The sequence below is a fragment of the Achromobacter sp. EG18 genome (assembly GCF_059759395.1).
The window spans coordinates 3,558,712-3,581,810 of record NZ_CM186213.1 but is presented as its reverse complement, the minus strand read 5'-3'; the positions used below and the strand labels follow the sequence as shown (position 1 = coordinate 3,581,810).

23 protein-coding genes and 1 pseudogene are annotated in these 23,099 nt (G+C 67.1%); 5 read left to right on the top strand and 19 right to left on the bottom strand.

Annotation, left to right across the window (positions count from 1 at the left end; all coding sequences use genetic code 11):
- Positions 1 to 41 precede the first annotated feature (41 nt).
- Together AC6CR5_RS16410 and AC6CR5_RS16405 are read left to right on the top strand one after the other, a co-directional pair.
- Positions 42 to 548 carry a phosphatidylglycerophosphatase A family protein gene (locus tag AC6CR5_RS16410; RefSeq protein WP_498084729.1) on the top strand — a complete coding sequence of 169 codons (507 nt, stop codon included), beginning with the start codon at positions 42 to 44 and terminating at the stop codon, positions 546 to 548.
- Positions 545 to 1,111: a CinA family protein gene (locus AC6CR5_RS16405; RefSeq protein ID WP_006385959.1), complete on the top strand. Its 567-nt coding sequence runs from the start codon at positions 545 to 547 to the stop codon at positions 1,109 to 1,111. The genes AC6CR5_RS16410 and AC6CR5_RS16405 overlap by 4 nt, the downstream gene beginning before the upstream one ends.
- 69 nt (positions 1,112 to 1,180) lie before the next feature.
- On the opposite strand, the gene pyrF is transcribed toward AC6CR5_RS16405, so the two are convergent.
- From pyrF to AC6CR5_RS16390, 3 genes are read right to left on the bottom strand one after another with little or no spacing between them, the layout of a single operon-like run.
- Entirely contained in the window at positions 1,181 to 1,999 is an 819-nt protein-coding gene (gene pyrF, locus AC6CR5_RS16400; RefSeq protein WP_006385960.1) for an orotidine-5'-phosphate decarboxylase, read from the bottom strand.
- Positions 2,000 to 2,006: 7 nt separating this feature from the next.
- Positions 2,007 to 3,326 carry an NAD(P)/FAD-dependent oxidoreductase gene (locus AC6CR5_RS16395; RefSeq protein WP_026384731.1) on the bottom strand — a complete coding sequence of 440 codons (1,320 nt, stop codon included), beginning with the start codon at positions 3,324 to 3,326 and terminating at the stop codon, positions 2,007 to 2,009.
- 52 nt (positions 3,327 to 3,378) lie between these two features.
- Positions 3,379 to 3,777 (bottom strand): diacylglycerol kinase, encoded by a 399-nt coding sequence (locus AC6CR5_RS16390; RefSeq protein WP_006385962.1) that lies wholly within the window; start codon positions 3,775 to 3,777, stop codon positions 3,379 to 3,381.
- Between the two features lie 268 nt (positions 3,778 to 4,045).
- On the opposite strand from AC6CR5_RS16390, the gene AC6CR5_RS16385 reads away from it, so the two are divergent.
- Positions 4,046 to 5,674, top strand: coding sequence for a mannitol dehydrogenase family protein (locus tag AC6CR5_RS16385; protein ID WP_058665737.1), 1,629 nt, complete (start codon positions 4,046 to 4,048; stop codon positions 5,672 to 5,674).
- A 30-nt stretch (positions 5,675 to 5,704) separates the two neighbouring features.
- Here AC6CR5_RS16385 and AC6CR5_RS16380 read toward each other — a convergent pair whose 3' ends face one another.
- The 11 genes and pseudogenes from AC6CR5_RS16380 to AC6CR5_RS16330 form a co-directional block, all read right to left on the bottom strand.
- The gene (locus tag AC6CR5_RS16380) at positions 5,705 to 6,415 is read right to left on the bottom strand and encodes an ABC transporter ATP-binding protein (RefSeq protein WP_020926363.1); all 711 of its coding nucleotides are present in this window, start codon (positions 6,413 to 6,415) and stop codon (positions 5,705 to 5,707) included.
- The gene (locus AC6CR5_RS16375; protein WP_369817049.1) at positions 6,412 to 6,579 is read right to left on the bottom strand and encodes an ABC transporter ATP-binding protein C-terminal domain-containing protein; all 168 of its coding nucleotides are present in this window, start codon (positions 6,577 to 6,579) and stop codon (positions 6,412 to 6,414) included. The genes AC6CR5_RS16380 and AC6CR5_RS16375 overlap by 4 nt, the downstream gene beginning before the upstream one ends.
- A gap of 99 nt (positions 6,580 to 6,678) precedes the next feature.
- Positions 6,679 to 7,125, bottom strand: a pseudogene (locus AC6CR5_RS16370) (ABC transporter ATP-binding protein); the annotation flags it as partial.
- Positions 7,126 to 7,187: 62 nt separating this feature from the next.
- Positions 7,188 to 8,174, bottom strand: a complete 987-nt coding sequence (locus AC6CR5_RS16365) for a branched-chain amino acid ABC transporter permease (RefSeq protein ID WP_053498177.1) — start codon at positions 8,172 to 8,174, stop codon at positions 7,188 to 7,190.
- Between the two features lie 19 nt (positions 8,175 to 8,193).
- Positions 8,194 to 9,114, bottom strand: a complete 921-nt coding sequence (locus AC6CR5_RS16360) for a branched-chain amino acid ABC transporter permease (RefSeq protein ID WP_006391326.1) — start codon at positions 9,112 to 9,114, stop codon at positions 8,194 to 8,196.
- A gap of 35 nt (positions 9,115 to 9,149) precedes the next feature.
- Complete coding sequence (locus tag AC6CR5_RS16355) at positions 9,150 to 10,325, bottom strand: ABC transporter substrate-binding protein (protein ID WP_054515967.1); 1,176 nt, start codon at positions 10,323 to 10,325, stop codon at positions 9,150 to 9,152.
- Positions 10,326 to 10,375: 50 nt separating this feature from the next.
- Entirely contained in the window at positions 10,376 to 11,377 is a 1,002-nt protein-coding gene (locus AC6CR5_RS16350; RefSeq protein WP_024070371.1) for an amidohydrolase family protein, read from the bottom strand.
- Positions 11,378 to 11,409: 32 nt separating this feature from the next.
- A complete protein-coding gene (locus AC6CR5_RS16345; protein WP_020926369.1) occupies positions 11,410 to 11,961 on the bottom strand; it encodes a 3-hydroxyanthranilate 3,4-dioxygenase in 552 nt (183 codons plus the stop codon).
- Positions 11,962 to 12,113: 152 nt separating this feature from the next.
- Positions 12,114 to 13,079: a LysR substrate-binding domain-containing protein gene (locus AC6CR5_RS16340; RefSeq protein WP_223308612.1), complete on the bottom strand. Its 966-nt coding sequence runs from the start codon at positions 13,077 to 13,079 to the stop codon at positions 12,114 to 12,116.
- 93 nt (positions 13,080 to 13,172) lie between these two features.
- A complete protein-coding gene (locus tag AC6CR5_RS16335) occupies positions 13,173 to 13,604 on the bottom strand; it encodes a RidA family protein (RefSeq protein ID WP_060721423.1) in 432 nt (143 codons plus the stop codon).
- A 26-nt stretch (positions 13,605 to 13,630) separates the two neighbouring features.
- Positions 13,631 to 15,088 carry a 2-hydroxymuconic semialdehyde dehydrogenase gene (locus AC6CR5_RS16330; protein WP_498084728.1) on the bottom strand — a complete coding sequence of 486 codons (1,458 nt, stop codon included), beginning with the start codon at positions 15,086 to 15,088 and terminating at the stop codon, positions 13,631 to 13,633.
- A gap of 226 nt (positions 15,089 to 15,314) precedes the next feature.
- Here AC6CR5_RS16330 and AC6CR5_RS16325 point away from each other — a divergent pair, with 226 nt between their 5' ends.
- A complete protein-coding gene (locus AC6CR5_RS16325) occupies positions 15,315 to 15,797 on the top strand; it encodes a MarR family winged helix-turn-helix transcriptional regulator (protein WP_102949848.1) in 483 nt (160 codons plus the stop codon).
- A gap of 78 nt (positions 15,798 to 15,875) precedes the next feature.
- Here AC6CR5_RS16325 and AC6CR5_RS16320 read toward each other — a convergent pair whose 3' ends face one another.
- The 5 genes from AC6CR5_RS16320 to pdxR form a co-directional block, all read right to left on the bottom strand.
- Positions 15,876 to 16,823 carry a YihY/virulence factor BrkB family protein gene (locus tag AC6CR5_RS16320; RefSeq protein WP_498084727.1) on the bottom strand — a complete coding sequence of 316 codons (948 nt, stop codon included), beginning with the start codon at positions 16,821 to 16,823 and terminating at the stop codon, positions 15,876 to 15,878.
- Between the two features lie 203 nt (positions 16,824 to 17,026).
- Positions 17,027 to 18,667 (bottom strand): chaperonin GroEL, encoded by a 1,641-nt coding sequence (gene groL, locus AC6CR5_RS16315; RefSeq protein ID WP_006385976.1) that lies wholly within the window; start codon positions 18,665 to 18,667, stop codon positions 17,027 to 17,029.
- Between the two features lie 37 nt (positions 18,668 to 18,704).
- Entirely contained in the window at positions 18,705 to 18,992 is a 288-nt protein-coding gene (gene groES / locus AC6CR5_RS16310) for a co-chaperone GroES (RefSeq protein ID WP_006385977.1), read from the bottom strand.
- A 672-nt stretch (positions 18,993 to 19,664) separates the two neighbouring features.
- Complete coding sequence (locus tag AC6CR5_RS16305) at positions 19,665 to 20,879, bottom strand: PDDEXK family nuclease (protein WP_223821506.1); 1,215 nt, start codon at positions 20,877 to 20,879, stop codon at positions 19,665 to 19,667.
- Between the two features lie 27 nt (positions 20,880 to 20,906).
- Positions 20,907 to 22,325 carry a MocR-like pyridoxine biosynthesis transcription factor PdxR gene (gene pdxR, locus AC6CR5_RS16300; protein WP_047991846.1) on the bottom strand — a complete coding sequence of 473 codons (1,419 nt, stop codon included), beginning with the start codon at positions 22,323 to 22,325 and terminating at the stop codon, positions 20,907 to 20,909.
- Between the two features lie 156 nt (positions 22,326 to 22,481).
- On the opposite strand from pdxR, the gene AC6CR5_RS16295 reads away from it, so the two are divergent.
- Positions 22,482 to 22,928 (top strand): carboxymuconolactone decarboxylase family protein, encoded by a 447-nt coding sequence (locus AC6CR5_RS16295; protein WP_047991845.1) that lies wholly within the window; start codon positions 22,482 to 22,484, stop codon positions 22,926 to 22,928.
- Positions 22,929 to 23,099: the final 171 nt, after the last annotated feature.

Here is a 23,099-nt window from a genome sequence, read left to right as displayed (position 1 = left end):
GGCCCGCATCCATGTCGTCCTTCTCTCCTCGCTCTCCCTCCATGCGCGAACGCTCGCGGGCCGTCTATCCCTCGCTGTCCTGGGTCTGCCGCGATCCGGGCCGGCTGATTGCCTTCGGCCTGGGCAGCGCCCTGATCCGGCCCGCCTCGGGCACCTGGGGCACGTTGCTGGCCTGGCTGATCTGGGTCGCGGCCGCGCCGGCCGCGTCCGACCTGGCCATCGGCATCTTCCTGGCGCTGGCCTTCCTGTATGGCTGCTGGGCCTGCGACCGTGTCGGCCGCGAACTCCAGCAACCCGATCATGTCGGAATGGTGTGGGACGAGATGGTGGCGTTCTGGCTGGTGCTGTGGCTGACGCCGACCGGCTGGTTGTCGCAGGCGCTGGCGTTCGTGCTGTTCCGCACGTTCGACATCGTCAAGCCGCCGCCCATCAAGTTCTTCGATGCCCGCCTGAAGGGCGGTTTCGGGGTAATGTGGGACGATATCGTTGCGGCCGGATACGCCTTGCTGATCATGGCGCTGGTCGTGCGCACAGGAGTCTTGGGATGAACCAGCAACACGAAGGCGGCCGGTCCAATCTGTCGGCCGAACAATTGGCGCAGGCCACCGCTTATGGACTGGCCGAGCGGCTGGGCGACACGCTGCGGCGCCAGGGCCTGGTGCTGGGCACCGCCGAGTCCTGCACCGGCGGCCTGCTGGCCGGCGCCGTGACGGCGGTGGCCGGTTCCAGCGAGTGGTTCGATCGCGGCTTCATCACCTACAGCAACGACGCCAAGGTCGCCGAGCTGGACGTGTCGCCGGATGCGCTGCATCACTTCGGCGCGGTCAGCGAGCCGGTGGCGCTGGAAATGGCCAACGGTGTGCTGCTCGCATCGCCGGCGGCGCAGGTGGCGGTGTCCACCACCGGCATCGCCGGCCCGGGCGGCGCCACGCCGGGCAAGCCGGTGGGCATGGTGTGCTTCGGCTTCGCGCAGCGGGTCGGCGACGGCATCAGCAGCCGCGCCGTCACCCATGTCTTCAGCGGCGATCGCGCGCAGGTGCGCCAGCAGGCGGTTGAATTCGCGCTGCGCGGGGTGCTGGAACTGCTGGGGGCGCCGGTCAACCGGCGTTGAGGAAGACCGCGCGCGTCATGGCGCGGTCCAGGGATACCGCGGGAGCCGCCTGGCCCCCGCGAGCGGCGCTCAGCGCACCGCGTTGATCGCGTCGCGCAGGCCGCGCGCGGCCTCGCCCGCGGCCTGGCGCCAGTCATCGCCGCCGCTGGCGTAGATGATGGCGCGCGACGAGTTGATCATCATGCCGCTGCGCGCGGCGTTGGCGCCGGCATTGACGGTGGCGGTGATGTCGCCGCCCTGGGCGCCGATGCCGGGCACCAGCAGCGGCACCGCGTCGCCGATGCGCTGGCGCACCGCGGCCAGCTCGTTCGGGAAGGTCGCGCCCACCACCAGGCCGCATTGGCCGTTGGCATTCCACTTGTCGGCCACCAGCCCCGCCACGTGCAGGTACAGGGGCTCGCCGTTGTCCATCTTGAGGAACTGCAGGTCCGACCCGCCGGGGTTGGAGGTGCGGCACAGCACGATCACGCCGCGGTCGCGCCAGGCCAGGTAGGGCTCGACCGAGTCCAGGCCCATGTACGGGCTGACCGTCAGCGCGTGCGCCTGGTAGCGCTCGTAGGCTTCGCGGGCGTAGTTTTCAGCGGTGGAGCCGATGTCGCCGCGCTTGGCGTCCAGCACGATGGGCAGGTCGGGGTGCTGGTCGCGGATGTGCTGGCACAGCGCTTCGAGCTGGTCTTCGGCGCGGTGCGCGGCGAAGTAGGCGATCTGCGGCTTGAAGCTGCAGGCGTAGGGCGCGGTGGCATCGACGATGTCGCGGCAGAACTGGAAGATCGCGTCCGGCTTGCCCTGCAGTTCACGCGGGAAGCGTTGCGGGTCGGGATCAAGCCCGACTTGCAGGAGCGAGTTGCTGGTGGTCCAGGCGTGTTCGAGTCTTTGGAGGAAATTCATGGGGAGTTCAGTGCAGTTTGACCCGGGGGCGCGTGCGCCGCATGAGCAGGCGCGCCAGGGCCAGGGAGGCGGTGCGTGAGATGCCCAGCACCGCTTTGTGGTGCATCAGGTGCAGGCTCATGTACATCAGGCGCGCCAGTGTACCGCTTACGAACAGTCCCCGTCCGGCCAGCTTGCCCATCAGGCTGCCCACGCCGGCGTCCTGGCCCAGCGAGACCAGCGAGCCGTGGTCTTCGTAGACGTAGGGAGCGGTGGGTTCGGCCGCGCGGCGCAGGCGCGCGGTGAGCTTCTTGCACAGGTAGTCGGCCTGCTGGTGCGCGGCCTGGGCGCGCGCCGGCACGGTGCGGCCGTCGCGCCAGGGCGCGGCGCAGCAGTCGCCCAGCGCCAGGATGTGCGGGTCGGCGGTTTCGAGCCGTTCATTGACCTCGACCTGGCCCAGCTTGTTCAGCGGCAGGTCCAGTTCGGCCAGCAGGGCCGGGCCCTTGATGCCGGCCGCCCACATGCACAGCCGCGCCGGGAATTCGCGGCCGTCGGCGGTCTTGACGGAATCGGCGGTGACTTCCGAGACCCGGCACGCGGTTTCGACGCGGATGCCGAGTTCGGTGAGCCGCGCGGTGGCGGCGGCGGAGATCTTTTCGGGCAGCGCCGACAGGATGCGCGGCGCACCCTCGACCAGCGTGATCGCCAGGTCGCGCTCGGCGCGGAAATTCGGCAGGCCGTAGGCGCTGACGACGTGGCTGGCTTCGGTCAGTTCGACCGCCAGCTCGACGCCGGTGGCGCCGCCGCCGACGATCACCAGGTCCAGCCGCGCCGACGGATCGCGCACCTTGGCCTGGTCGACCAGCGCCATGGCCTTGAGCATGGTCAGGCGGAACTGCTCGGCGTTCTCGGTGGTGTCCAGCGTGACGGCGTGTTCGGCCGCGCCCGGGGTATTGAAGAAATTGGAGGTGCTGCCCAGCGCCAGCACCAGCGTGTCGTAGGCCAGTTCGCGGCGCGGCAGCACTTCCTGGCCTTGCGCGTCGGCCACGGCGTCGACGCTGATCAGCCGGCGTTCGCGGTCGACGCCGACCAACCGGCCCTGGGCGAAGGAAAAGCCGTTCAGGTGCGCCAGCATCAGGTAGGACAGGCCTTCCTGGTGGATGTCCAGTGTGCCGGCCGCCGCTTCGTGCAGCGACGGCTTCCAGATGTGGAACGGCCGGCTGTCGACCAGGGTGATGTGCTGGCGGCCGTGGATGCGGCCGAGCTTGGCCGCCAGTTCGAGGCCGCCGGCACCCCCGCCGACGATGACGATGCGTTCCGAAGGGGCTGGCGTCGAGTTGGGCATCATGGCTCCCAGTATAGAGGCGCGGACCCCGGGGCGGGCAAGCCGGCGCCGGAATTCAGTGCATCACGAACCGGCTCACCGCCACGCCCACCCAGACGGCCACGGTGAACAGCAACAGCAGCATGACGGCCGCGCTGCCCAGGTCCTTGGCCCGTCCCAGCAGGGGATGGGTGTCGACAGACAAGGCGTCGGCCAGCGCTTCGACCGCCGAATTCAGCAGTTCCACCGCCAGCACCAGCACCACGGTGCCGATCAGGAAGAACACCTCGACGGTGGTGCGTCCCAAAAAGAACGCGGCCGGGATCAGCAGCACGGCCAGCGCCAGTTCCTGGCGGAAGGCGGCCTCGTACTTGATGGCGGCCTGCAGGCCCTGCAGCGAGTAGCGCAGCGCATTCAGGATGCGGCGCAGGCCGCCGGTGCTTTTGTAGGGCGAGTGGTGCGGATTGGTCGACATGGGAAGCGTAATAAGGCCGGGTGTGGCGGCTTTTTAACAGATATGGGTTGCCGGCGTGATTCGGCATGAGGCGGGTCAAGGATCCGCGGGTTTTTGCTGGTAATACTACGTTACTTTTTGCCTTCGTCACGACCATGCGATACCCTGGCGGCGCGCGGCATCGCGGCGTCGGCTTCGAGCCCGCCCGCCGTGTGCAATTCCCTACCAACGCGCCTTTTCCGCCTGTCCCGGGGTGGATGCATGACGGCGCCCTGAGACATTGCGATCCATGCTCGAACGCTTGAATACGGAGTCCTTGCCACGCCTGCCCGCGGACGTGGAGAAACCCGCCTATGACCGCAGCCGATTGACGCCGGGCATCGTGCATCTGGGGCTGGGCGCCTTTCACCGCGCGCACCAGGCGCTCGCCACGGACCTGGCCATGGCCGCCAGCCAGGACCTGACCTGGGGCATTCTCGGCGTGTCGCTGCGCAGCCCCGCCACGCGCGACGCGCTGGCGCCGCAGGACGGCCTCTACACTCTGGCGCTGCGCGACAGCGGCCCGGATGGCGCGGCGCGCGAGCAACTGCGCGTGGTCGGCGCGGTGCAGCGCGTGATGGTCGCCGAGGAAGACCCCCACGCGGTGCTCGAACGCATCGCCTATCCGCAGACGCGCATCGTCAGCCTGACCATCACCGAGAAGGGCTATTGCCACGACCCGGCCACCGGCCACCTGCGCTGGGACGATCCCGACATTCTGCACGATCTGGACAATCCGATCCGTCCGCGCAGCGCCATCGGCCTGCTGGTGCACGGCCTGGCGCTGCGCCGCGAGCGCGGCCTGCCTCCCGTGACGCTGCTGTCCTGCGACAACCTGCAGGCCAACGGCGACACCTTGCGCAGCCTGGTGCTGGCCTTCGCGCTGCGGCTGGACGTGGCCCTGACCAGCTGGATCGACACGCACTGCACCTTTCCCAATTCCATGGTGGACCGCATCGTGCCGGCCACGCGTGACGACGACCGCGCGCGCATCGCGCAGCGGCTGGGCGCGGAGGACGCCTGGCCGGTGATCGGCGAGCCCTACATGAACTGGGTGGTCGAGGATAAATTCGCGGCCGGGCGTCCGGCCTGGGAAGCGGTGGGCGCGACCTTCGTGGCCAACGCCGCGCCCTACGAGCGCCTGAAGCTGCGTATGGTCAACGGCCCGCACTCGGTGCTGGCCTACCTGGGCACGTTGCTGGGCGCGGCCACGATGCGCGAGGCCGCGGCGGTGCCGGCGCTGCGCGGCTTCGTCGACGACCTGATGCGCCACGAGATCGCGCCGACGCTCAAGGGCATCCCGGATGCGGGCCTGGAAGGCTATCGCCAGCGATTCCTGGCGCGGGTCGACAACGCGGCGCTGCCGCATCCGACCCGGCAGGTGGCGATGGACGGATCGCAGAAGCTGCCGCCCCGCCTGCTGGCCACGATCCGCGACCGCCTGCGCGGCGGTGACGACATCCGCAGGCTGGCGCTCGCCGTGGCGGCCTGGCTGCACTACCTGCGCGGCGAAGACGAGCACGGCGCGCGCTATCCCATCGAAGATCCGCTGGCCGCGCCGTTGTCCAGGCTGCTGGCGCGCGCCGATGTGGCGGCGCGGGCGGCTGCGCCCAAGCAGGCCGCGTATCGCCGCGCCCTGGTGCTGGCGGGCTATCGGCCGGTGTTCGGCGACCTGGGCGACAAGCCCGTGTTCGTCAACGCGCTGGCCGCGCAGCTGGAAATCCTGCGCGAACACGGGGCGCTGCATGCGCTGGAAGCGGTGGCGCGCGACCCCGCGCCTTCTGGTCCGGCCGATGCCGCGCCAGCGGCGGAGATGGCCGCGGGCGCTGGCGCCGAGGCCGCGCCACGCTCGCGGGAAGCGGCCGGCGTCGGCATGTGAGCCGGCGGCGCGACGGCCCCGGCCGCCGCGCTACACGCCCAGGTATTGCAGCAGGCGCGCTTCGTCGTCGATGAAGGCCTGGGACGTGCCGCTCCAGGCCACCCGGCCTTTCTCGATGATGGCGTGGCGATCGGCCGTGGCCAGCAGCGGCTCCAGGTTCTTGTCGATGCACAGCACCGCCAGCCCGGTGCGCTTGAGGCTTTCCAGCGCCTGCCAGATTTCCTCGCGCACCACCGGCGCCAGGCCTTCCGTGGCTTCGTCCAGGATCAGCAGGCGCGGGTTGGTCAGCAGCGCGCGACCGATGGCCAGCATCTGCTGCTCGCCGCCCGACAGATGGCTGCCCAGGTGGCGCGCGCGTTCGGCCAGCCGCGGGAACAGCGCGTAGACGCGTTCCAGCGTCCAGGGCTGCGCCAGCCCCTGGCGATTGTGCGCGGTGGCCACCAGGTTTTCGCGCACCGACAGGTTGGGAAACACGTGCCGGCCCTCGGGCACCAGGCCGATGCCGCATTGCGCCACCTTGTAGGCCGGCAGGGCGGCGACGTCGCGCCCGCCGAACGTGATGGCGCCCCGGCTGGCGCGGTTCAGGCCCATGATGGCCTTGACCGTGGTCGACTTGCCCATGCCGTTGCGGCCCAGCAGCGTCACGAACTCGCCCGCGGCGATATCCAGGTCGATGCCGAACAGCGCCTGGCTGGCGCCGTAATGCGCGGTCACGCCGCGCAGCGACAGCAGCGCGCTCATGCCGGCGCTCCCTGCGCGCGGCGGCCGGCGTGGCCGCGTTCGCTGCCCAGATAGCATTCGCGCACCTGCGGATCGTTGCGGATCTGGTCGGCATCGCCGCAGGCCAGCGCGCGGCCGTACACCAGCACCGTGATGCGGTCGGACAGCGCGAACACCGCCTGCATGTCGTGTTCCACCAGCAGGATGGTGTAGTGCCCGCGCAGCCGTTGCAGCAGGCGAGTCATGGCCTCGGATTCGTGCTGGCTCATGCCGGCCATGGGTTCGTCCAGCAGCAGCAGGGTGGGCTGGCAGGCCAGCACCATGGCCAGCTCCAGTTGCCGCAATTCGCCATGCGCCAGGGCGGCGGCGGGTGTGTCGGCGCGGCCGTCGAGCCCGGCCTGCGCGAGCGCCTCGCGCGCCGGCTCGCGCAGCGCCGGGGTCGACAGCACCGGCCGCCAGAAGCGGAAGCTGTGGCCGCGCCGCGCCTGCACCGCCATGGCCACGTTCTCCAGCGCGGTGAACGGCTTGAACACCGAGGTGATCTGGTACGAGCGCGCCAGCCCGCGGCGCACGCGCCGCTCGACCGGCAGGCGCGTCACGTCCTCGCCGTCGAGCAGCACGCGGCCGCCGTCGGGCCGCAGCTCGCCGCTCAACTGGCCGATCAGCGTGGTCTTGCCGGCGCCGTTGGGGCCGATCACGGCATGCAGCTCGCCCGGCCGGACGTCCAGCGACAGGTCGTCGGTGACGGTCAGGCCGCCGTAGCGCTTGACCAGGTGTTCGACGCGCAGCGCGCTCATCGCGGTTCTCCGGTGGGATGGGGCAGGGCGCGCGCGGCGCCCAGGCGCAACGGCTTGTCCGACAGGCCGCCATACAGGCCGCGGCGCGACACCAGCACCACACCCACGATCAGCAGGCCCATCACCAGCATCCAATGGTCGGTCAGCAGCTTCAGCCCTTCCTCCAGCAGCAGGAAGGCCAGCGCCCCGGCGAGCGGGCCGACCACCGTGCCCAGGCCGCCCAGCGCCACCATCACGATCAGTTCGCCGGACGTGGTCCAGGCCAGGTACGAAGGCGATACGTACAGCGTCAGGTTGGCCAGCAGCACGCCGGCCACGCCGCACACCATCGCCGACAGCACGTAGGCCGCCAGGCGATAGCGCAGCGTCGCGAACCCCAGCGCGCGCATGCGCCGCTCGTTGGCCTGGCAGCCGCGCAGGACCATGCCGAACGGCGCCTGCACCAGGCGGCGCAGCGCGGCCAGCGCCAGCAGCAGCACGCCGAACGCGGTGTAGTACAGCGCCAGCGGCGTATCCAGCCGGAACAGACCGAAGTCGCTGCCGGCGAACAGCGACATGCCGTCGTCGCCGCCGAAACCTTCCAGCCCGGTGGCCAGGAAATAGAACATCTGCGCGAACGCCAGCGTGATCATGATGAAGGCGATGCCGGACGTGCGCATCACCACGTAGCCGCTCACCAGGCCGACCGCCGCGCAGGCGCCCAGCGCGGCCAGCAGGTGCAGCCAGCCGTTTTCGATGCCGTAGTGGTTCAGCACGCCGACCGCATAGGCCCCCAGGCCCAGGTACAGCGCGTGGCCGAAGCTGACCATGCCGCCGTAGCCCAGCAGCAGGTTCAGCGCCAGCGCGGCGATGCCGTACACCAGCACGCGGCCGAACAGCGCCAGCAGGAAGGGTTCACCCTGCCATTGCGCATACAGCGGCACCAGCGCCAGGAGCAGCAACAGCGCGCCGGCGGCGAACGCGCGGGGAGAGAGTCGAAGCATGTGTTGGCCTCCTTGGGCGCTAGCCGTGCCGCACGGGAAACAGGCCCTGCGGCCGCAGCGCCAGCACCAGCGCCATGACGATGTAGATCAGCATCGAGGCGATCGCCGGCCCGGCCGCGTTGGCGGCGGCCGGCGGCAGCGCGGCGCGCAGCAGGGCGGGCAGCAGCGCCCGGCCCAGCGTGTCCACCAGCCCCACCATCAGCGCCGCCAGGAAGGCGCCGCGCACCGAGCCGATGCCGCCGATAACGATGACCACCAGCGTCAGGATCAGGATCGGTTCGCCCATGCCGGTCTGCGCCGACAGGATCGGCCCTGCCATCAACCCGGCCACGCCGGCCAGCACCGCGCCCAGCACGAACAGCAGCGTGTTCAGGCGCGCGATGTTCACGCCCAGCGCGCCCACCATCATGCGGTCGGTGGAGCCGGCGCGGATCAGCATGCCCAGCCGCGTGCGGTGGATCAGCACGTAGCAGCCCGCCGCCACCGCCAGCCCCGCCACGATGATGAGAAAGCGGTATAGCGGGTAGGTGACGCCCAGCAGGTCGATGGTGCCCGACAGCCACGACGGCAGGCCCATGCTGATGGGCGCAGGGCCCCAGATGATGCGGGTCAGCTCGTTGAAGAACAGGATGAAACCGAAGGTGGCGAGCACCTGGTCCAGGTGCTCGCGCGGATACAGCCGCGCCAGCGCGATGCGGTCCAGCAGCAGGCCTAGCAGCGCCATGCCCGCCACCACGGCGGCGGCCGCCAGCAGGAACGAGCCGCTGTGGCGGAACACGGTGGCCGCGATGAACGCGCCCATCATGTACAGCGAGCCGTGCGCCAGGTTGATGAAGTTCATGATGCCGAACACCAGCGTCAGGCCGGCGGCCAGCAGGAAAAGCAGGATACCCAGTTGCAGGCCGTTCAGGGCCTGCACCAGCAGCAATGTCGCGGACATGGCGCCTTACCTCGTTCTTGCCCGGCAGGCCGGCGTCATTTCATGGCGCACTGGGCGGCGTACTGGTCCGAGACCTTGGACAGGTCGGCGAAGATCGGGCCCTTGTTGACGAAGCCGACCTTGCCGTCCGCGCCCGCCGCCACGTCGGCGCGGAAGAAGCCGGCCGCCGGGAAGTGGTTGGGTTGGTAGCGGAACTCGCCGCGCACCGATGCGAAGTCGGCCGCCTCCAGCGCCTTGCGCAAGGCTTCCTTGTCGTCGGTCTTGCCGCCGGTGCGCTTGAGCGCCGAGCCGATCAGTTGCGCCGCGTCCCACGACTGGGCTGCATAGCTGGACGGCTCGCGGCCGTACTTCTGGCGGAAGGCGGCGGCGAAGGCCTTGTTGGCGGCGTTGTCCAGGTCGGGCGAGTACGGCACGTTGGTGACCGCGCCGAGCGCGTCCTTCTGCAGCGCGGGCAGGGTGGCGCCGTCGATGGTGTCGACCGACAGCAGCGGGATCTTGTCGAACAGGCCGGCCTGGCGGTATTGCTTGATGAAGTTCACGCCCATGCCGCCGGGAAAGAACACATAGGCGGCATCGGGCCTGGCGTCGGCCAGCGCCGCCAGCTCGACCGAGTAGTCGGGCTGGTTGACCTGGGTGAAGACCTCGTTGACCACCTCGCCCTTGAAGAAGCGCTTGAAGCCGGCCATGGCGTCCTTGCCGGCCTGGTAGTTGGGCGCCAGCAGGTAGACCTTCCGGAAGCCCATCTGGTTGGCCATCTCGCCGCTGCCTTCGTGGCGCTGGGTGTTGTTCCACGAGGTCGAGAAAAAGAACGGCGAACAGTCCTTGCCGGCCAGGTTGGTGGGGCCGGCATTCGAGCCCACCAGGAACACGCCGGCGCCCGTCACCGGCCGCGCCACGGCCAGCATCACGTTCGAATACACGATGCCGGTGATGATCGGCACCTTGTCGCTCTGCACCAACTTGCGCGCGGCCTGCACGCCGATCTCGGGCTTGAACTGGTCGTCTTCCTTGATGACCTGCACTGGCACGCCGCCGAGCTTGCCGCCGCCCTGTTCCACGGCCAGCATGAAGCCGTCGAGCTGGTCCTGCCCCAGCACCGAGCCCGGGCCGGTCAACGTGGTCAGCAGGCCGATCTTGACGTCGGCCCAGGCGGCGGCCCCGGGAGCCAGGGCCACGGCCGCCGCGGCGGCCAGCAGATGGATGCGTTTCATGGTGAATCCCCTTGCGTTGCCGTGTGTCACGGTCATGGTTGGCGGGCGGCTCAGCGATCCAGCCCGAAGAACGTCTGCGTGTTGGCCGCCAGGATCTTGTGCTGCACCGCGGGCAGCAGGTCGGAATTCGACACCAGCCGGCCGACCTCCTGTTCGCCCAGCGGGTACGGATAATCGGAGCCCAGCAGCACGCGGTCCTCGCCCATCACGTCGATCAACAGCCGCAGCGAGCGCGGATCGAACACGGCGCTGTCGACGTAGAAGCGGTCGGTGTACGACGAGGGCAGTTGCGGACAGTCCTGGCGCACGATGTCGCGGTGGCGCCAGGCGTTGTCCACGCGTCCCAGCAGGAAGGCGAAGCTGCCGCCGCCGTGGGCGAAGCACAATTTCAGGCTGCGCGGAATGCGCTCGAACGCGCCCGACAGGATCAGCGACAGGATGCCCAGCTGGGTTTCGGCGGGCATGGCGACCAGCCACGGCAGCATCCAGCGCTTCATGCGGCCGTCGGTCATCATGTCCCAAGGGTGCACCAGCACCGGGATGCCTTCGTCGGCGCAATGCACCAGGAACCGCACCAGCGTGTCGTCGTCCAGGTCGCGCGGGCCGACGTGGTTGCCGATCTGCACGCCCAGGTGACCGGCGGCGCGGGCCCGCGAGGCCTCGCGGCAGGCTAGCTCCAGGTCCTGCAGCGGCACCTGCGCCAAGGCCTTGAGGCGGTCGGGCGCGAAGGCGCAGTGCTCCAGCGCCAGGTCGTTCATGCGCGCGGCCCAGTCGGCCGCGGCCCGCGCGGGATAGCTGTAGCCGAACATCACCGGCGTGGCGCACAGGATCTGCAGGTCGACGCCGTGGCGGTCCATCTGTTCGACGCGCAGGGCCGGGTCCCACAACGTGGCATCGACCGGGCGGAAGGGGCGGTCGCCGGCCATGATCTGGCCGGTCGAGCCATCGCCGTCGCGCCGCAGCCAGGGCGCGTCCACCGGGTCCAGCGCCGCTGCTTCCTGCCGCGTGATGGGCGGGAAGAAGTGCGCGTGCATATCGATTTTCAAGGTCATGGAAAGAAAGTTGCGGCGGGTTGGGGAGGGCGTCAGGCGGGCGACGGCTGCGCGGCGGAGGCTTGCGCCTTGCCGGGGTGGAGCGCGCCGCAGCCGGGGCAGGTGCGCTTTTCCTCGCTGGCATAGAAGGCCTGGAACAGCGGCGGCAGGTCGGTCACGATGCTTTTGAGCTGCACCTCGACGCGGTGCACCAGGTGGCCGCAATGCGGGCAATACCATTCGAAGCCGTCCAGCAGCCCCTGTGGGCGCTGGCGCTCGATCACCAGACAGGCGCTGCCGGTCTCGGGGCGCTGCGGCGAATGGCGCACGTGCGGCGGCAACAGGAAGATGTCGCCTTCCTTCAGGTCGACCCGTTCGGGCTTCCCGTCGATCCACAGCGACAGCCAGGCGTTGCCGCGTACCTGGTAGAAGAACTCTTCCAGCGGATCGTCGTGGTAGTCGGTGCGCAGGTTGGGGCCGCCGACCACGGTGACGATGAAATCGGCGTCCTGCCAGATCTGCTGGTTGCCCACCGGCGGTTGCAGCAGGTGGGCATGGTCCTGGATCCAACGCTGGAAATTCAGGGGCGGGCCATAGGCGGGCATGACGGTCTCCGGGAGGCGCTTGCGGACTTCGCTGAAGGCAAGTCTAGGCGGGGGAAGGGGCCGCGGCACAATAGAAATTGCGCGGTTGGATATGCGGGGTATCTATCGCGGGGTTTCCCTGAACGGGATATCCCGGATGCGGTGGCCGGCGCTCAGGCGCTGGCGGGGCGCTGCGCGGCGATCTGCTTCAGGTAGTCGACCAGGCGCAGGCAGGCGGGCGTCAACGGCCGGTCGGCGCGGATCGAATAGCCGACGTCGCCAAACGCGCCGAAGGCGTCGGTGGGCAGGCGTGTCAGCACGCCCATGGCCAGGAACTGGGCTGCGGCGTCATACGGCATCAGCGCCAGCGCGTCGCTGTGCATCAGGATGCCGATATTGGTCAGCAGCGACAGCGATTCGACGTGGCGCGTGGGCAGCCGCACGCCGGCGTCGAAGAAGCTGCGCTCGATCGAGGCGCGCAGCGGCGAGGTGGGCGCGGGCAGGATCCAGATGTGGTCGGCCAGCTCGGCCAGCGTCACGCGCGCCGCGCCCGCCAGCGGATGGCGCGCGCCGGCCACCAGGCACAGATCCTCGCGGTAGAGCTTGTGGTGGTCGACGGCGACGCCCGAGATCGACGCCATGTCGGCGCCCGGCAGGCGGCCCACCACGATGTCGACGTCGCCGGTGGCCAGCGCCGGCAGCAACTGCGCCGACGGCCCCTCGCGCACCGTGACCTGGATGCCGGGGTGCTCGGTCATCAGCCGCGCGATGGCCTCGGGCAGCAGCTTGGCCGAGGCCGCGATCAGTGTGCCCACCACCACGTGGCCGCTGGCGCCGCCCAGCACCGCGTCGATGTCGTCGGCCATGTAGCGGATCTCGGCCATCATGGCGTGCACGCGGCGGCCCAGCACCAGCGCCAGCTCGGTCGGCGTGACGCCGCGGTTGGAGCGCTCGAACAGCGTCGCGCCGAAGAATGCTTCCAGGTCGTGGATGGCCTTGGTGACGGTGGGCTGGGTCAGGTGCATCTCGCTGGCGGCGCGCGACAGCGAGCGGCGCGTCAGCACGCGTTCGAAGATCTGCAGCTGGTGCAGCTTCAGTTTGTGGCTGAGCGCGTTGGGCGTGATGCGGAAGTTCGACATGCGCGCGGCCGTCCCGGCGCGGCGGCCGGGGCGGCGATCCTGTTCCGAAGGAAAAGCCGCAAGGCGGTCGGACGCCATGGCCGCGCGCGCCGCTCAGCGCGCCTGCGGCCTGTAGGCCACCGCCTTGATCTCAATCAGCAATTGCGGGTGCGGCAACTGATGCACCGCCACGGTGGTGCGTGCCGGTCCATCGGCGTCGAAGAACTCGCCGTAGACCTGATTGTAGCCACCGAAGTCGTTCATGTTGACCAGGAAAGTACTGATCTCGACCACGTCCGCCAGGCTGGCGCCGGCGCTGGCCAGGATGTCGCGGATGTTCTCGATCACCGCGCGCGTCTGCACGCGGATGTCGAGCGTGGTGGTGCCCATGGCGTCGACCTCGGCGCCGGCGATGCGGTTGTCGGGCAGGCGCGAGCTGGTGCCGGAGACGAACAGGAAGTCGCCGGCGCGCTTGATGTGGGGATACTTGCCGCGCGGCGTGGCCTTGCCGGCGACGACGGTGGCGCGGGTGGAAGATGAGGTCATGGCGGAGTCCTTGAAAGCGCTGTGGCTCACAGCTTGATGCAGACGTTGGTGGGCTCGGTATAGAAATGCAGCGAATGGCGGCCGCCCTCGCGGCCGATGCCGGACAGGCCGCTGCCGCCGAACGGCGTGCGCAGGTCGCGCAGGAACCAGCAATTGACCCACGCCAGGCCGACCTTCATGGCCTGCGCGACGCGGTGGCCGCGGGTCAGGTCCTGGGTCCAGACGGCGGCGGCCAGGCCGTAGCGGGTGTCGTTGGCCAGGCGGATGGCCTCCTCCTCGGTGTCGAACGGCGCCACGTGGCAGACCGGGCCGAACACTTCTTCCTTGATGCAGCGCGCGCGCTCGGGCAGGCCGGTCCAGATGGTCGGCTGCACGTAGGCGCCGGCGTCGCGCGCATCGCCGAACACCGGCACGCCGCCGCCGGTGACCACGGTGGCGCCTTCCTCGCGCGCCAGCGCAAAGTACGACAGCACCTTGTCGCGGTGCTCGCGCGACACCAGCGGCCCCATGCCGGTGTCCGCGTCATTGGGCCAGCCGATGCGCAACGCCCGCGCGCGCTCGGCCAGCGCGGCGACGAAGCGTTCGTAGATCGGACGCTGCACGTACACGCGTTCGGTGCACAGGCAGACCTGGCCGCAGTTGGCGAACACCGAGCGCGCGGTGCCGTCGACCGCCGCCTCGAAGTCGGCGTCGGCGAACACCAGCGCCGCGTTCTTGCCGCCCAGCTCGAACGACACCGGCTTCACGCCCGGCGCCACGGCGCGCATGATGGCCGCGCCGGTGGCCGATTCGCCGGTGAAGGTGATGCCGTCGATGTCCGGATGCGTGGTGATGAATTCGCCCGCCGAGCCCGGTCCGAAGCCATGCGTCAGGTTCAGCACGCCGGGCGGCAGCCCGGCCTCGTGCGCGACCTCGGCCAGCAGCGTGGCGGTGGAGGGTGTGACTTCCGACGGCTTCATGATGACGGTGTTGCCGAACGCCAGCGCCGGCGCCACCTTCCAGGTCAGCAGCAGCAGCGGCAGGTTCCACGGCGATATCACCCCGACCACGCCCAGCGGCTTGCGGTAGGCGTAGTTCAGCGCCTGGCGGCCGTCGGGCGTGTCGGTCATGTAGCTTTCCATGTCCAGCGTGCGCGCCAGCTCGGCGAAGGTTCGGAAATTGGCGGCGCCGCGCGGAATGTCGATCTGGCTGGCCCAGGAGACCGGCTTGCCGGTGTCGCCGATCTCGGCCTGCAGGAAATCGTCGAAACGGCGGTCGATGCCGTCGGCCAGCGCCAGCAGGTGGTCGGTGCGCTGGCCCACCGGCAGCGCGGCCCACGCCGGCAGGGCGCGGTGCGCGGCGGCGACGGCGCGGTCGACCTGCTCGCGGCTGGCTTCATGGGCCTGCGCGATCAGCGCGTGATCCACCGGGCTGTGTTTGTCGAAGGTGGACGCGCCGTCTTCGAAGCGGCCGTCGATATAGTTGCGCAGCTGGCGGATCGTCATGATCGGGATTCCGGGAAGGATCTCGCCTGGGGTCGGCGATAAAATACGTATACGTACTATTGTGGCGATATTAGGCAGCGCCTGGAGCGAAGTCAATGCAGGGTTTTGCCCAGGATGGCGGCGTCGGCGCCAGGGGCTGCCCGGAGCCGGCCAGCCGCCGTGCCGGACCCGCCGCGTACTGACCGCTGCGGCCTACAATCGCCAGGCCCTTTCCATGGAAAGCCCCATGACCGTTTCCCGTTCGACCTCTCGTCCGGCCCCGCCCCGCGCCTTGCGGGAATTCGACCTGACCCAGGTGGCCTCGCACCTGCTGCGCCGCGCCCACTTCCGCGCCGAGGCGCTGTTCGCGCAGGCCTTTCCCGACGAGGACCTGACGCCACGCCAGAAGGCCCTGCTGATCACGGTCTACCAGAACCCGGGCGCGACCCAGAACCGCATCGCCGAACTGATCGCGCTGGACCGCAATTCCTTCGCCGAGATGATCGCCCGCATGACCGCCAAGGGCTATGTGCGGCGCACGCGCTCGGCCGAGGATGGCCGCGCCTACGCGCTGGAGATCTCCGACGAGGGCATGGCGTTGCTGGCGCGGGTGTTGCCGCGTGATGCCGAGGTGGAGGCCCAGGTGCTGGCGCCGATTCCGGAGGAACTGCGGCCGGTGTTCCTGCGATGCCTGCGCCTGATGGCGGGGTTGGAGTCGCCCGCGGCGTAGTGGGCTACCGGGCGCCGCCGCTTCCAGGCTTGCCGGCGCAAGGCAGGCCGTGAGGCCGTGAAATGGCCGGATGCGGTCTCAGGGCGCGTCCGAAGGCGGAGGCCCTGCCGCAGACGTCGGGGCGGATGCCGCCGTCGCGTCCTTGCCCTTGGCCTCGCGCCCGAAGCGCAGCGCGAACTGCCGCGTGAACACCGCGCCGAAAAAGAAGATCTGCGCCGAATAATAGATCCACAGCAGCAGCGCGATCAGCGACCCGGCCGCGCCGTAGGCCGACACCGCCGCGCCCCGGCTCAGGTACACGCCGATCCCCCACTTGCCCACCAGGAACAGCGCCGCCGTGACGATGGCGCCGGGAATCACGTCGCGCCACGAAATCCGCGCGCTCGGCAGCAGCTTGAAGATCACCGCGAACAGCGCCACCACCACCGAAAACGAAAACAGGCTGGAAAGCCAGTCGGCCACCGTGGCCACCGCCGACGCGGCCCACAGGTCGCCGTAGTACTTGCGCGCGGCCCCCAGCGCCGCGTTCACGGTCAGCGAAATCAACAGGAACAACGCCAGCACCAGCACCAGGCCGAACGACAGCGCCCGGCTGCGGACCATGCCGTGGATTCCGCCCTTCTGGTTGCCGGACACTTCCCACAGGTCGTCGAGGCTGGCCTTCAGTTCGGCGAAGGCCGTGGTGGCGCTGAAGATAAGCACGAAGATCGAGATCAGCGCCGCGATCCAGCCGCCGCCGGATTCATGGGCGCTGGCCAGCACCGTCTGGATCACCTCGGCGCCGCGCTCGCCGGTCAGGTCGCGCAGCGACGAGAACAGCTCCGAGCGCACCGCGTCCTCGCCGAAGAAGGCGCCCGCCACGGCGATGACCAGGATCAGCATCGGCGCCAGCGAAAACACCATGTACAACGCCAGCGCCGCGCCCTTGCTGGAGGCGCGGTGGGTCGACCACTGGTTGGCGGAATCCATCAGCAACCCGCCGATCTCCGACGGACGCAGGACACGCAGGCTGTTGGGAAGGCGCATGGATCTGGGCTCGGGCTAGGGAGCCTTCATTGTAGGGACGCATACGCCGGCGCGAAACCATGAACTTGTTGGCAAACGTTCCGGGATTTGGCGCGACGGCCGGGTCCGTAAAAAGAAAAACCCCCGGGGCGAAGGTCCGGGGGTCTTTCGGGGTACTGCGTGCCCCGGCCGAAGCCGGGGAGGCCATGCAAGGGAAGCGGGACTTAGAAGTCCATGCCGCCCATGCCGCCCATGCCGCCGGGCATGGCCGGGGCAGCGGGCTTGTCTTCGGCCAGTTCCACAACGGCGGCTTCGGCGGTCAGCAGCAGGCTGGCGACGGAGGCGGCGTTCTGCAGGGCGGTGCGGGTCACCTTGGTGGGATCCAGCACGCCTTGTTCGACCAGGTCGGTGTACTCGCCGGTCGCGGCGTTGTAGCCGTAGTTGCCCTTGCCTTGCAGCACGGTGTTGACCACGACGCTGGCTTCTTCGCCGGCGTTGGTGACGATGGTGCGCAGCGGCTCTTCGACAGCGCGCAGGATCAGCTTGATGCCGGCGTTCTGGTCAGGCGTGTCGCCCTTCAGGTCGGTGATGGCTTGCTTGGCACGCAGCAGGGCCACGCCGCCGCCGGCCACAACGCCTTCTTCCACCGCAGCGCGCGTGGCGTGCAGGGCGTCTTCGACGCGAGCCTTCTTTTCCTTCATTTCGACTTCGGTGGCAGCGCCAACGCGAATCACGGCAACGCCGCCGGCCAGCTTGGCCACGCGTTCTTGCAGCTTTTCACGGTCGTAGTCGGAAGTGGCTTCTTCGATCTGGATGCGGATCTGCTTGACGCGCGCTTCGATCGACTTGCTGTCGCCAGCGCCGTCGATGATCGTGGTGTTTTCCTTGCCCACTTCGATGCGCTTGGCTTGACCCAGTTCGGCCAGGGTGGCCTTTTCCAGCGACATGCCGGTTTCTTCGGAGATCACCGTGCCGCCCGTCAGGATGGCGATGTCTTCCAGCATGGCCTTGCGGCGGTCGCCGAAGCCAGGCGCCTTGACGGCGGTGGTCTTCAGGATGCCACGGATGTTGTTGACCACCAGGGTCGCTAGGGCTTCGCCCTCGACGTCTTCGGCGATGATCAGCAGCGGACGGCTCGACTTGGCGACTTGTTCCAGCACCGGCAGCAGGTCACGGATGTTGCTGATCTTCTTGTCGAAGATCAGGACGAACGGATCTTCCAGCGCGGCGACTTGCTTTTCCGGGCTGTTGATGAAGTAGGGCGACAGGTAGCCGCGGTCGAATTGCATGCCTTCGACGACGTCCAGCTCGTTTTCCAGCGACTTGCCGTCTTCGACGGTGATGACGCCTTCCTTGCCGACCTTGTCCATCGCGTCAGCGATGATCTGGCCGATCGAGGAATCGCTGTTGGCCGAGATCGAGCCGACCTGGGCGATTTCCTTGCTGGTCGTGACCGGCTTGGATTGCTTCTTCAGTTCGGCGACGGCGGCGGCGACGGCCTTGTCGATGCCGCGCTTCAGGTCGATCGGGTTGAAACCGGCGGCAACGTACTTCAGGCCTTCCTGAACGATGGCCTGGGCCAGCACGGTGGCGGTGGTGGTGCCGTCACCGGCGTTGTCGGAGGTCTTGGAGGCAACGTCCTTGACCAGCTGGGCGCCGATGTTCTCGAACTTGTCCTTCAGTTCGATTTCCTTGGCGACGGAGACGCCGTCCTTGGTCACGGTCGGGGCGCCGAACGAGCGCTCCAGCACGACGTTGCGACCCTTGGGGCCCAGGGTGGTCTTGACGGCGTTGGCGAGGACATTCACGCCACGGACGATGCGCACGCGGGCGTCGTCACCGAACAGTACTTGCTTGGCAGCCATTTGTTAGCTTCCTTCGAAAATTCGTTTGAGGCAGGGTTTACTGGACCACGGCGAGGATTTCGTCCTCGCGGATGACGAGCAGCTCTTCGCCATCGACCTTGACGGCCTGGCCGGCGTACTTGCCGAACAGAACCTTGTCGCCAGCCTTCAGGTCGACCGGCAGGATCTTGCCGTCTTCGGTCTTCTTGCCGGGGCCGACGGCCACGACTTCACCCTGGTCGGGCTTTTCAGCGGCGCTGTCGGGGATGACGATGCCCGACGCAGTCTTGCGCTCGTTTTCGAGGCGTTTGACGATCACGCGATCGCCCAGGGGACGCAAGGCCATGAGGAACTCCTGTTACTAAAGAAGAAAGTGAATGATCGGTTGGGCCCGGGAGGACTGTTAGCACTCACCGGAGTCGAGTGCTAATTATAGGGATGATGTTCCGGGGTTCAAGGGGGAGAGCGGTGGCTGTTACATATGGGGCGGGCGGCAATGCGCCTTGTGGTGCGTCCCTTTTTTTGCGGATTGAGCTGATGTTGAAGTTCAATGGACTTGGAAATTTGGTCCCTCAATTTTGAAAAGTAACAATTGTGTGGATCTAAGGGTGGTGCGGCCTTCCGCCTCGTTCAGGTGAAGAGGCTATGTCTGTGGGATTGCGCAGGCGGGGAAAGGCGAGGTGAGCTTTCGAGTTCAGAATGAGTGGAAACACAGCTCCTCGCGTCGCTGAAGTTGGAATTCGCACTCGAGAGTTCGCCCAAGTTGGAAAGGCGTCGTTGTCACTATTCTGCGCTTCAACCCCGATTCTATTTGCCTCGCTAAGGCGATGTATTGACCACCACAGGGATGGCGCTGTCTCTGCCGAACGGTAGATATGAGGAGATTCAAGAAAGCGCTGCGAACAGCCGCGCCGGCAGTTTGATTCGACAGCGCAAGCCCCCTTGAGCTGTCTGTCCGCTTCCGACCCGGAAGGGACGTTCGATCTTGCCGGGAGCGGCCGTTCAATGCACCGCGGTCTTAAACGGATTCGTCTCCTTCCTGAAGGCTGTAAGTAACACCGTGCCCTACAGGTAGAAGCCTGATAACGTTTTGTACGGCTTGCTCGGTCTTGGGGCCCCAATCCCGGCGCATGAGATGAGTCATGCCGTCGTGCTCTAGTAGTCGTTTTTGATCTTTGAAATAGTGACGTTCGAGATTTAAACCGGCAGCTGTAGCCCTTGGCCCTTCCTGTCGGAGGAATTCATCTATCGGAAGCGAGCCTTTCGCAGACACGAAGAGGTCCCGCTTCCAGGGTATTGCTTCTTGAATCTGCTGAACCCCAACGTTCAATTCGAGCGCGATCTTCACAACGTTAAAGATTAAATCTCGTTTACTCAAGGAATCGAAGTCTTTGAACGATGTGTGAAGAGAGTACTTTGCGAGATTGCGTGCAACCCGCTCGCTTTCAGCTATTCTTTCAACAGCCACCTTGTTTCTGACAGCGATTTGATACTCCTCCGCTCCTGGTAGCGGTATAAAGCGATCGACGTCGAGGAAGACCTTGCCGTCATTGCTGTATGGCGTCAGTCGGGCGCATGAAATGTTGAGGCCCCTATCGTTGAGCCAAAGGACGGTCGATGTGATCTCCTTGTGGAACGTCGACGCAGCCAAAACTATGCGCACGGATTCGCCGAATTTCGCGTCGATTTCAAGAAAGTCGGCAATCTTCCGTTCGGCTCCGTCGCCAGGAATCCCACGGGAGCTCAGATAGGTCTGGTACGTGTCAATAGCCTGCGCAAGTGTCATTGTTGACACCATCGCAGCGTAGCGGAGCGCTTGTAGTTCCATGTGGCCTGCATCGTCTCGCTTTAGCTCAATAACCACCAGATCGCCCGTCTTGTGGACCCCGAGCAGATCGATTCGCCGGTTGCCTTCAGACCAACTATTGAATTCTTCAGAAATAACCAACGTGTCCGGTGAGATGACGTCGATGCATTCGCGTAAAAGGCGCTGAATGTCGGCCCGCTCATGCAAACCGAGGCTAGAAAACGTGACTTCCTGTAAAGGCCGAATCGTGTCACTGCGCATTTCATAAACTGGCATAGCTTCTCGAGTTAATTTTCGATTGAAACCCCTATTGTCGACGATCGTCGCAGCACGGCCGAACGGCCGGAGTTGGCCGTTGGTGGAAATTCGCCGCCGACCGCGGACGTCAGTATCCGCGAGAACCGGACGCTCCAACGGCGCGTTCATGAGCCACGGGGATATGCGGCCCACGATTCAATGCGATGCAACGATTCTTGCAAGCGTCGCGCAGGCGGTTTCTATGTTGTCGGGGTGCAGGTTCGTCACGCTGAGTAGCAAGCCACGTTGCGCGTGCCCGCGGCTAAGGTGCCAAGCGGAGAGCGCCGAGGGCGCGAGGCCATGTGCGCGGGCGATATGCACTACGGCGATGTCGTCGGCAATCTGCGGCAGCGGTGCGATCACGCCCAGGCCAGCCGCCAGCGTGCCCGGCAGAAGCCTGTTTACATGCGTTAGCGCGAGGTTGCGGCGCTCGGTATAGAGAGCCTTCATCTGCCGCAGGTGCCGCAGGAAGTGCCCGTTGGATAGAAACTCCGTAACAGCCAACTGGGTGATCCGGTTCGGAGCCGGGGCCAATACGGCGGCGACCTCGACCAGACGTTCCGCCAGCGAACGTGGGGCGACGACGAAACCGAGGCCGAGCGCCGGGCTGAGCGTTTTGCTGAACGACCCGATGTGGATCACACGCTCGGCGCCTGGGCCTGAGGCAAGGGCCGGTGCAGCCCTACCGTCGAGCTGAAGTTCCCCAAGATAGTCATCTTCGACGATCCAGGCGCCACTTGACGCCGCCCAGTCGAGCAAGGCGTGTCTTCGTGCGCGCGATAGGGTCACGCCTAGCGGCGCGTGTTGGCCTGGGGTGACCAGTGCCAGCATGGCGTCTGGGGCTCGGGCGATGCCATCGTCCACGCGCAGCCCCTCGGCGTCAACGGCCACAGGTTCGAGCGTGGCGCCGATCAGCTCCAGCCCGCGCCTTCCCAGCGGATAACCTGGTTCTTCGATCCACGCCTTGCGCCCCTGAGCGCGTAGCGCCGTGAGGGCAAGCAGCAGGCCCTGCCGGTATCCACCGGTGACGATGATTTGATCGGGATGGCATTGCATTTGTCGGCTGATGGCAAGGTGGCTCGCGATGTGGGCCCGCAGCACGGGTTCGCCTCGCGGGTCAGCGTAGGCCGTGTCAGTGCTCGCGTCGTCACGTAGGGCACGCGCTCGCATGCGAGCCCACAGCTTGGCTGGAAATGCGTCGTGAGCGGGTACGCCCATTTGGAAAGGCCGTGGGGCGCTCGAAAATGGACGGTTGAATGCCGCCAAAGGTCTGTCGATTGACACGTCGTCGACCGTTTCGATGGTAGGCGGCCGAGCGCATACGCGCGTTCCTGCGGGTCCGGCACCGAATACCAGGTTCTCGGCGATTAGCCGATCGTATGCCACGCGGATGGTGCCGCGCGCGACACCAAGCTGCGCGGCGAGGTCCCGACCGGAAGGCAAACGCTGTCCTGGCGCAAGCCGGCCGTCGAGGATCGCCTGTCGCAGGCTGGCATGGATCTGGTCGCCGATTGGCGCGACGGCGGCTCGGTCCACCTGAATCGACAGCGCATCGAACGTACTTAAGTCAGTCATCTTGGGTCAGTCGTTCCGGCAGTTTTTGGGCCTGTTTCTCCAACAGCAGGTGGAGTAAGGTCTGCTTATGACATGGATCGCGGTCGAAGTCGATAGGCGGCCTTCGGGGCTCGCCGGCCGCAATCCGGCAATCATCAACAACAGCAAAGGACTGTGATGACCCGCTTGAACTGGCAAGAGATTGCACCTGAAGGCGCAAAGGCACTTTTCGGTGTCCACCACTACGTAACGAGGAGGACGAACCTTCCGGAGGAACTCGTGCACCTCGTGTTCCTCCGCATTTCGCAAATCAATGGCTGCGCACACTGCATCGATATGCACAGTCGCGATCTAAGAAAAACCATGTCGATCGACAAGATCAGTTTGGTACCGGTATGGGACGAGGTGCACCATTTGTTCTCTGAGCGGGAGCGCGCCGCGCTGGCCTGGGCTGAAGAGGTGACCCGTGTCAGCGAGACGCACGCGTCTGATGAGGCGTATGCCGCCGCCTCGGCACAATTCGCGCCCAAGGATCTGGTTGACCTCACGATCACGATCGCCGCAATGAACGCGTTCAATCGGCTGGGAGCGCCATTTCGAGTTCCTGTCGCTGCCCAGTCGTGATCTGGTTTCCACACGCAGATTGGAAGTGATGCTTCACGGGCTCGAAGATTGCAGAACCCTAGGCGTCGATGATGCATTTCAGTCTGAGCTGCGCGAAGGGCTGCTTTGGAAAATCGCCTGCGAGCGTCTGCTTCTGGCCGGAAAGCGACCGCTCGCCGGCCGGGATGCATT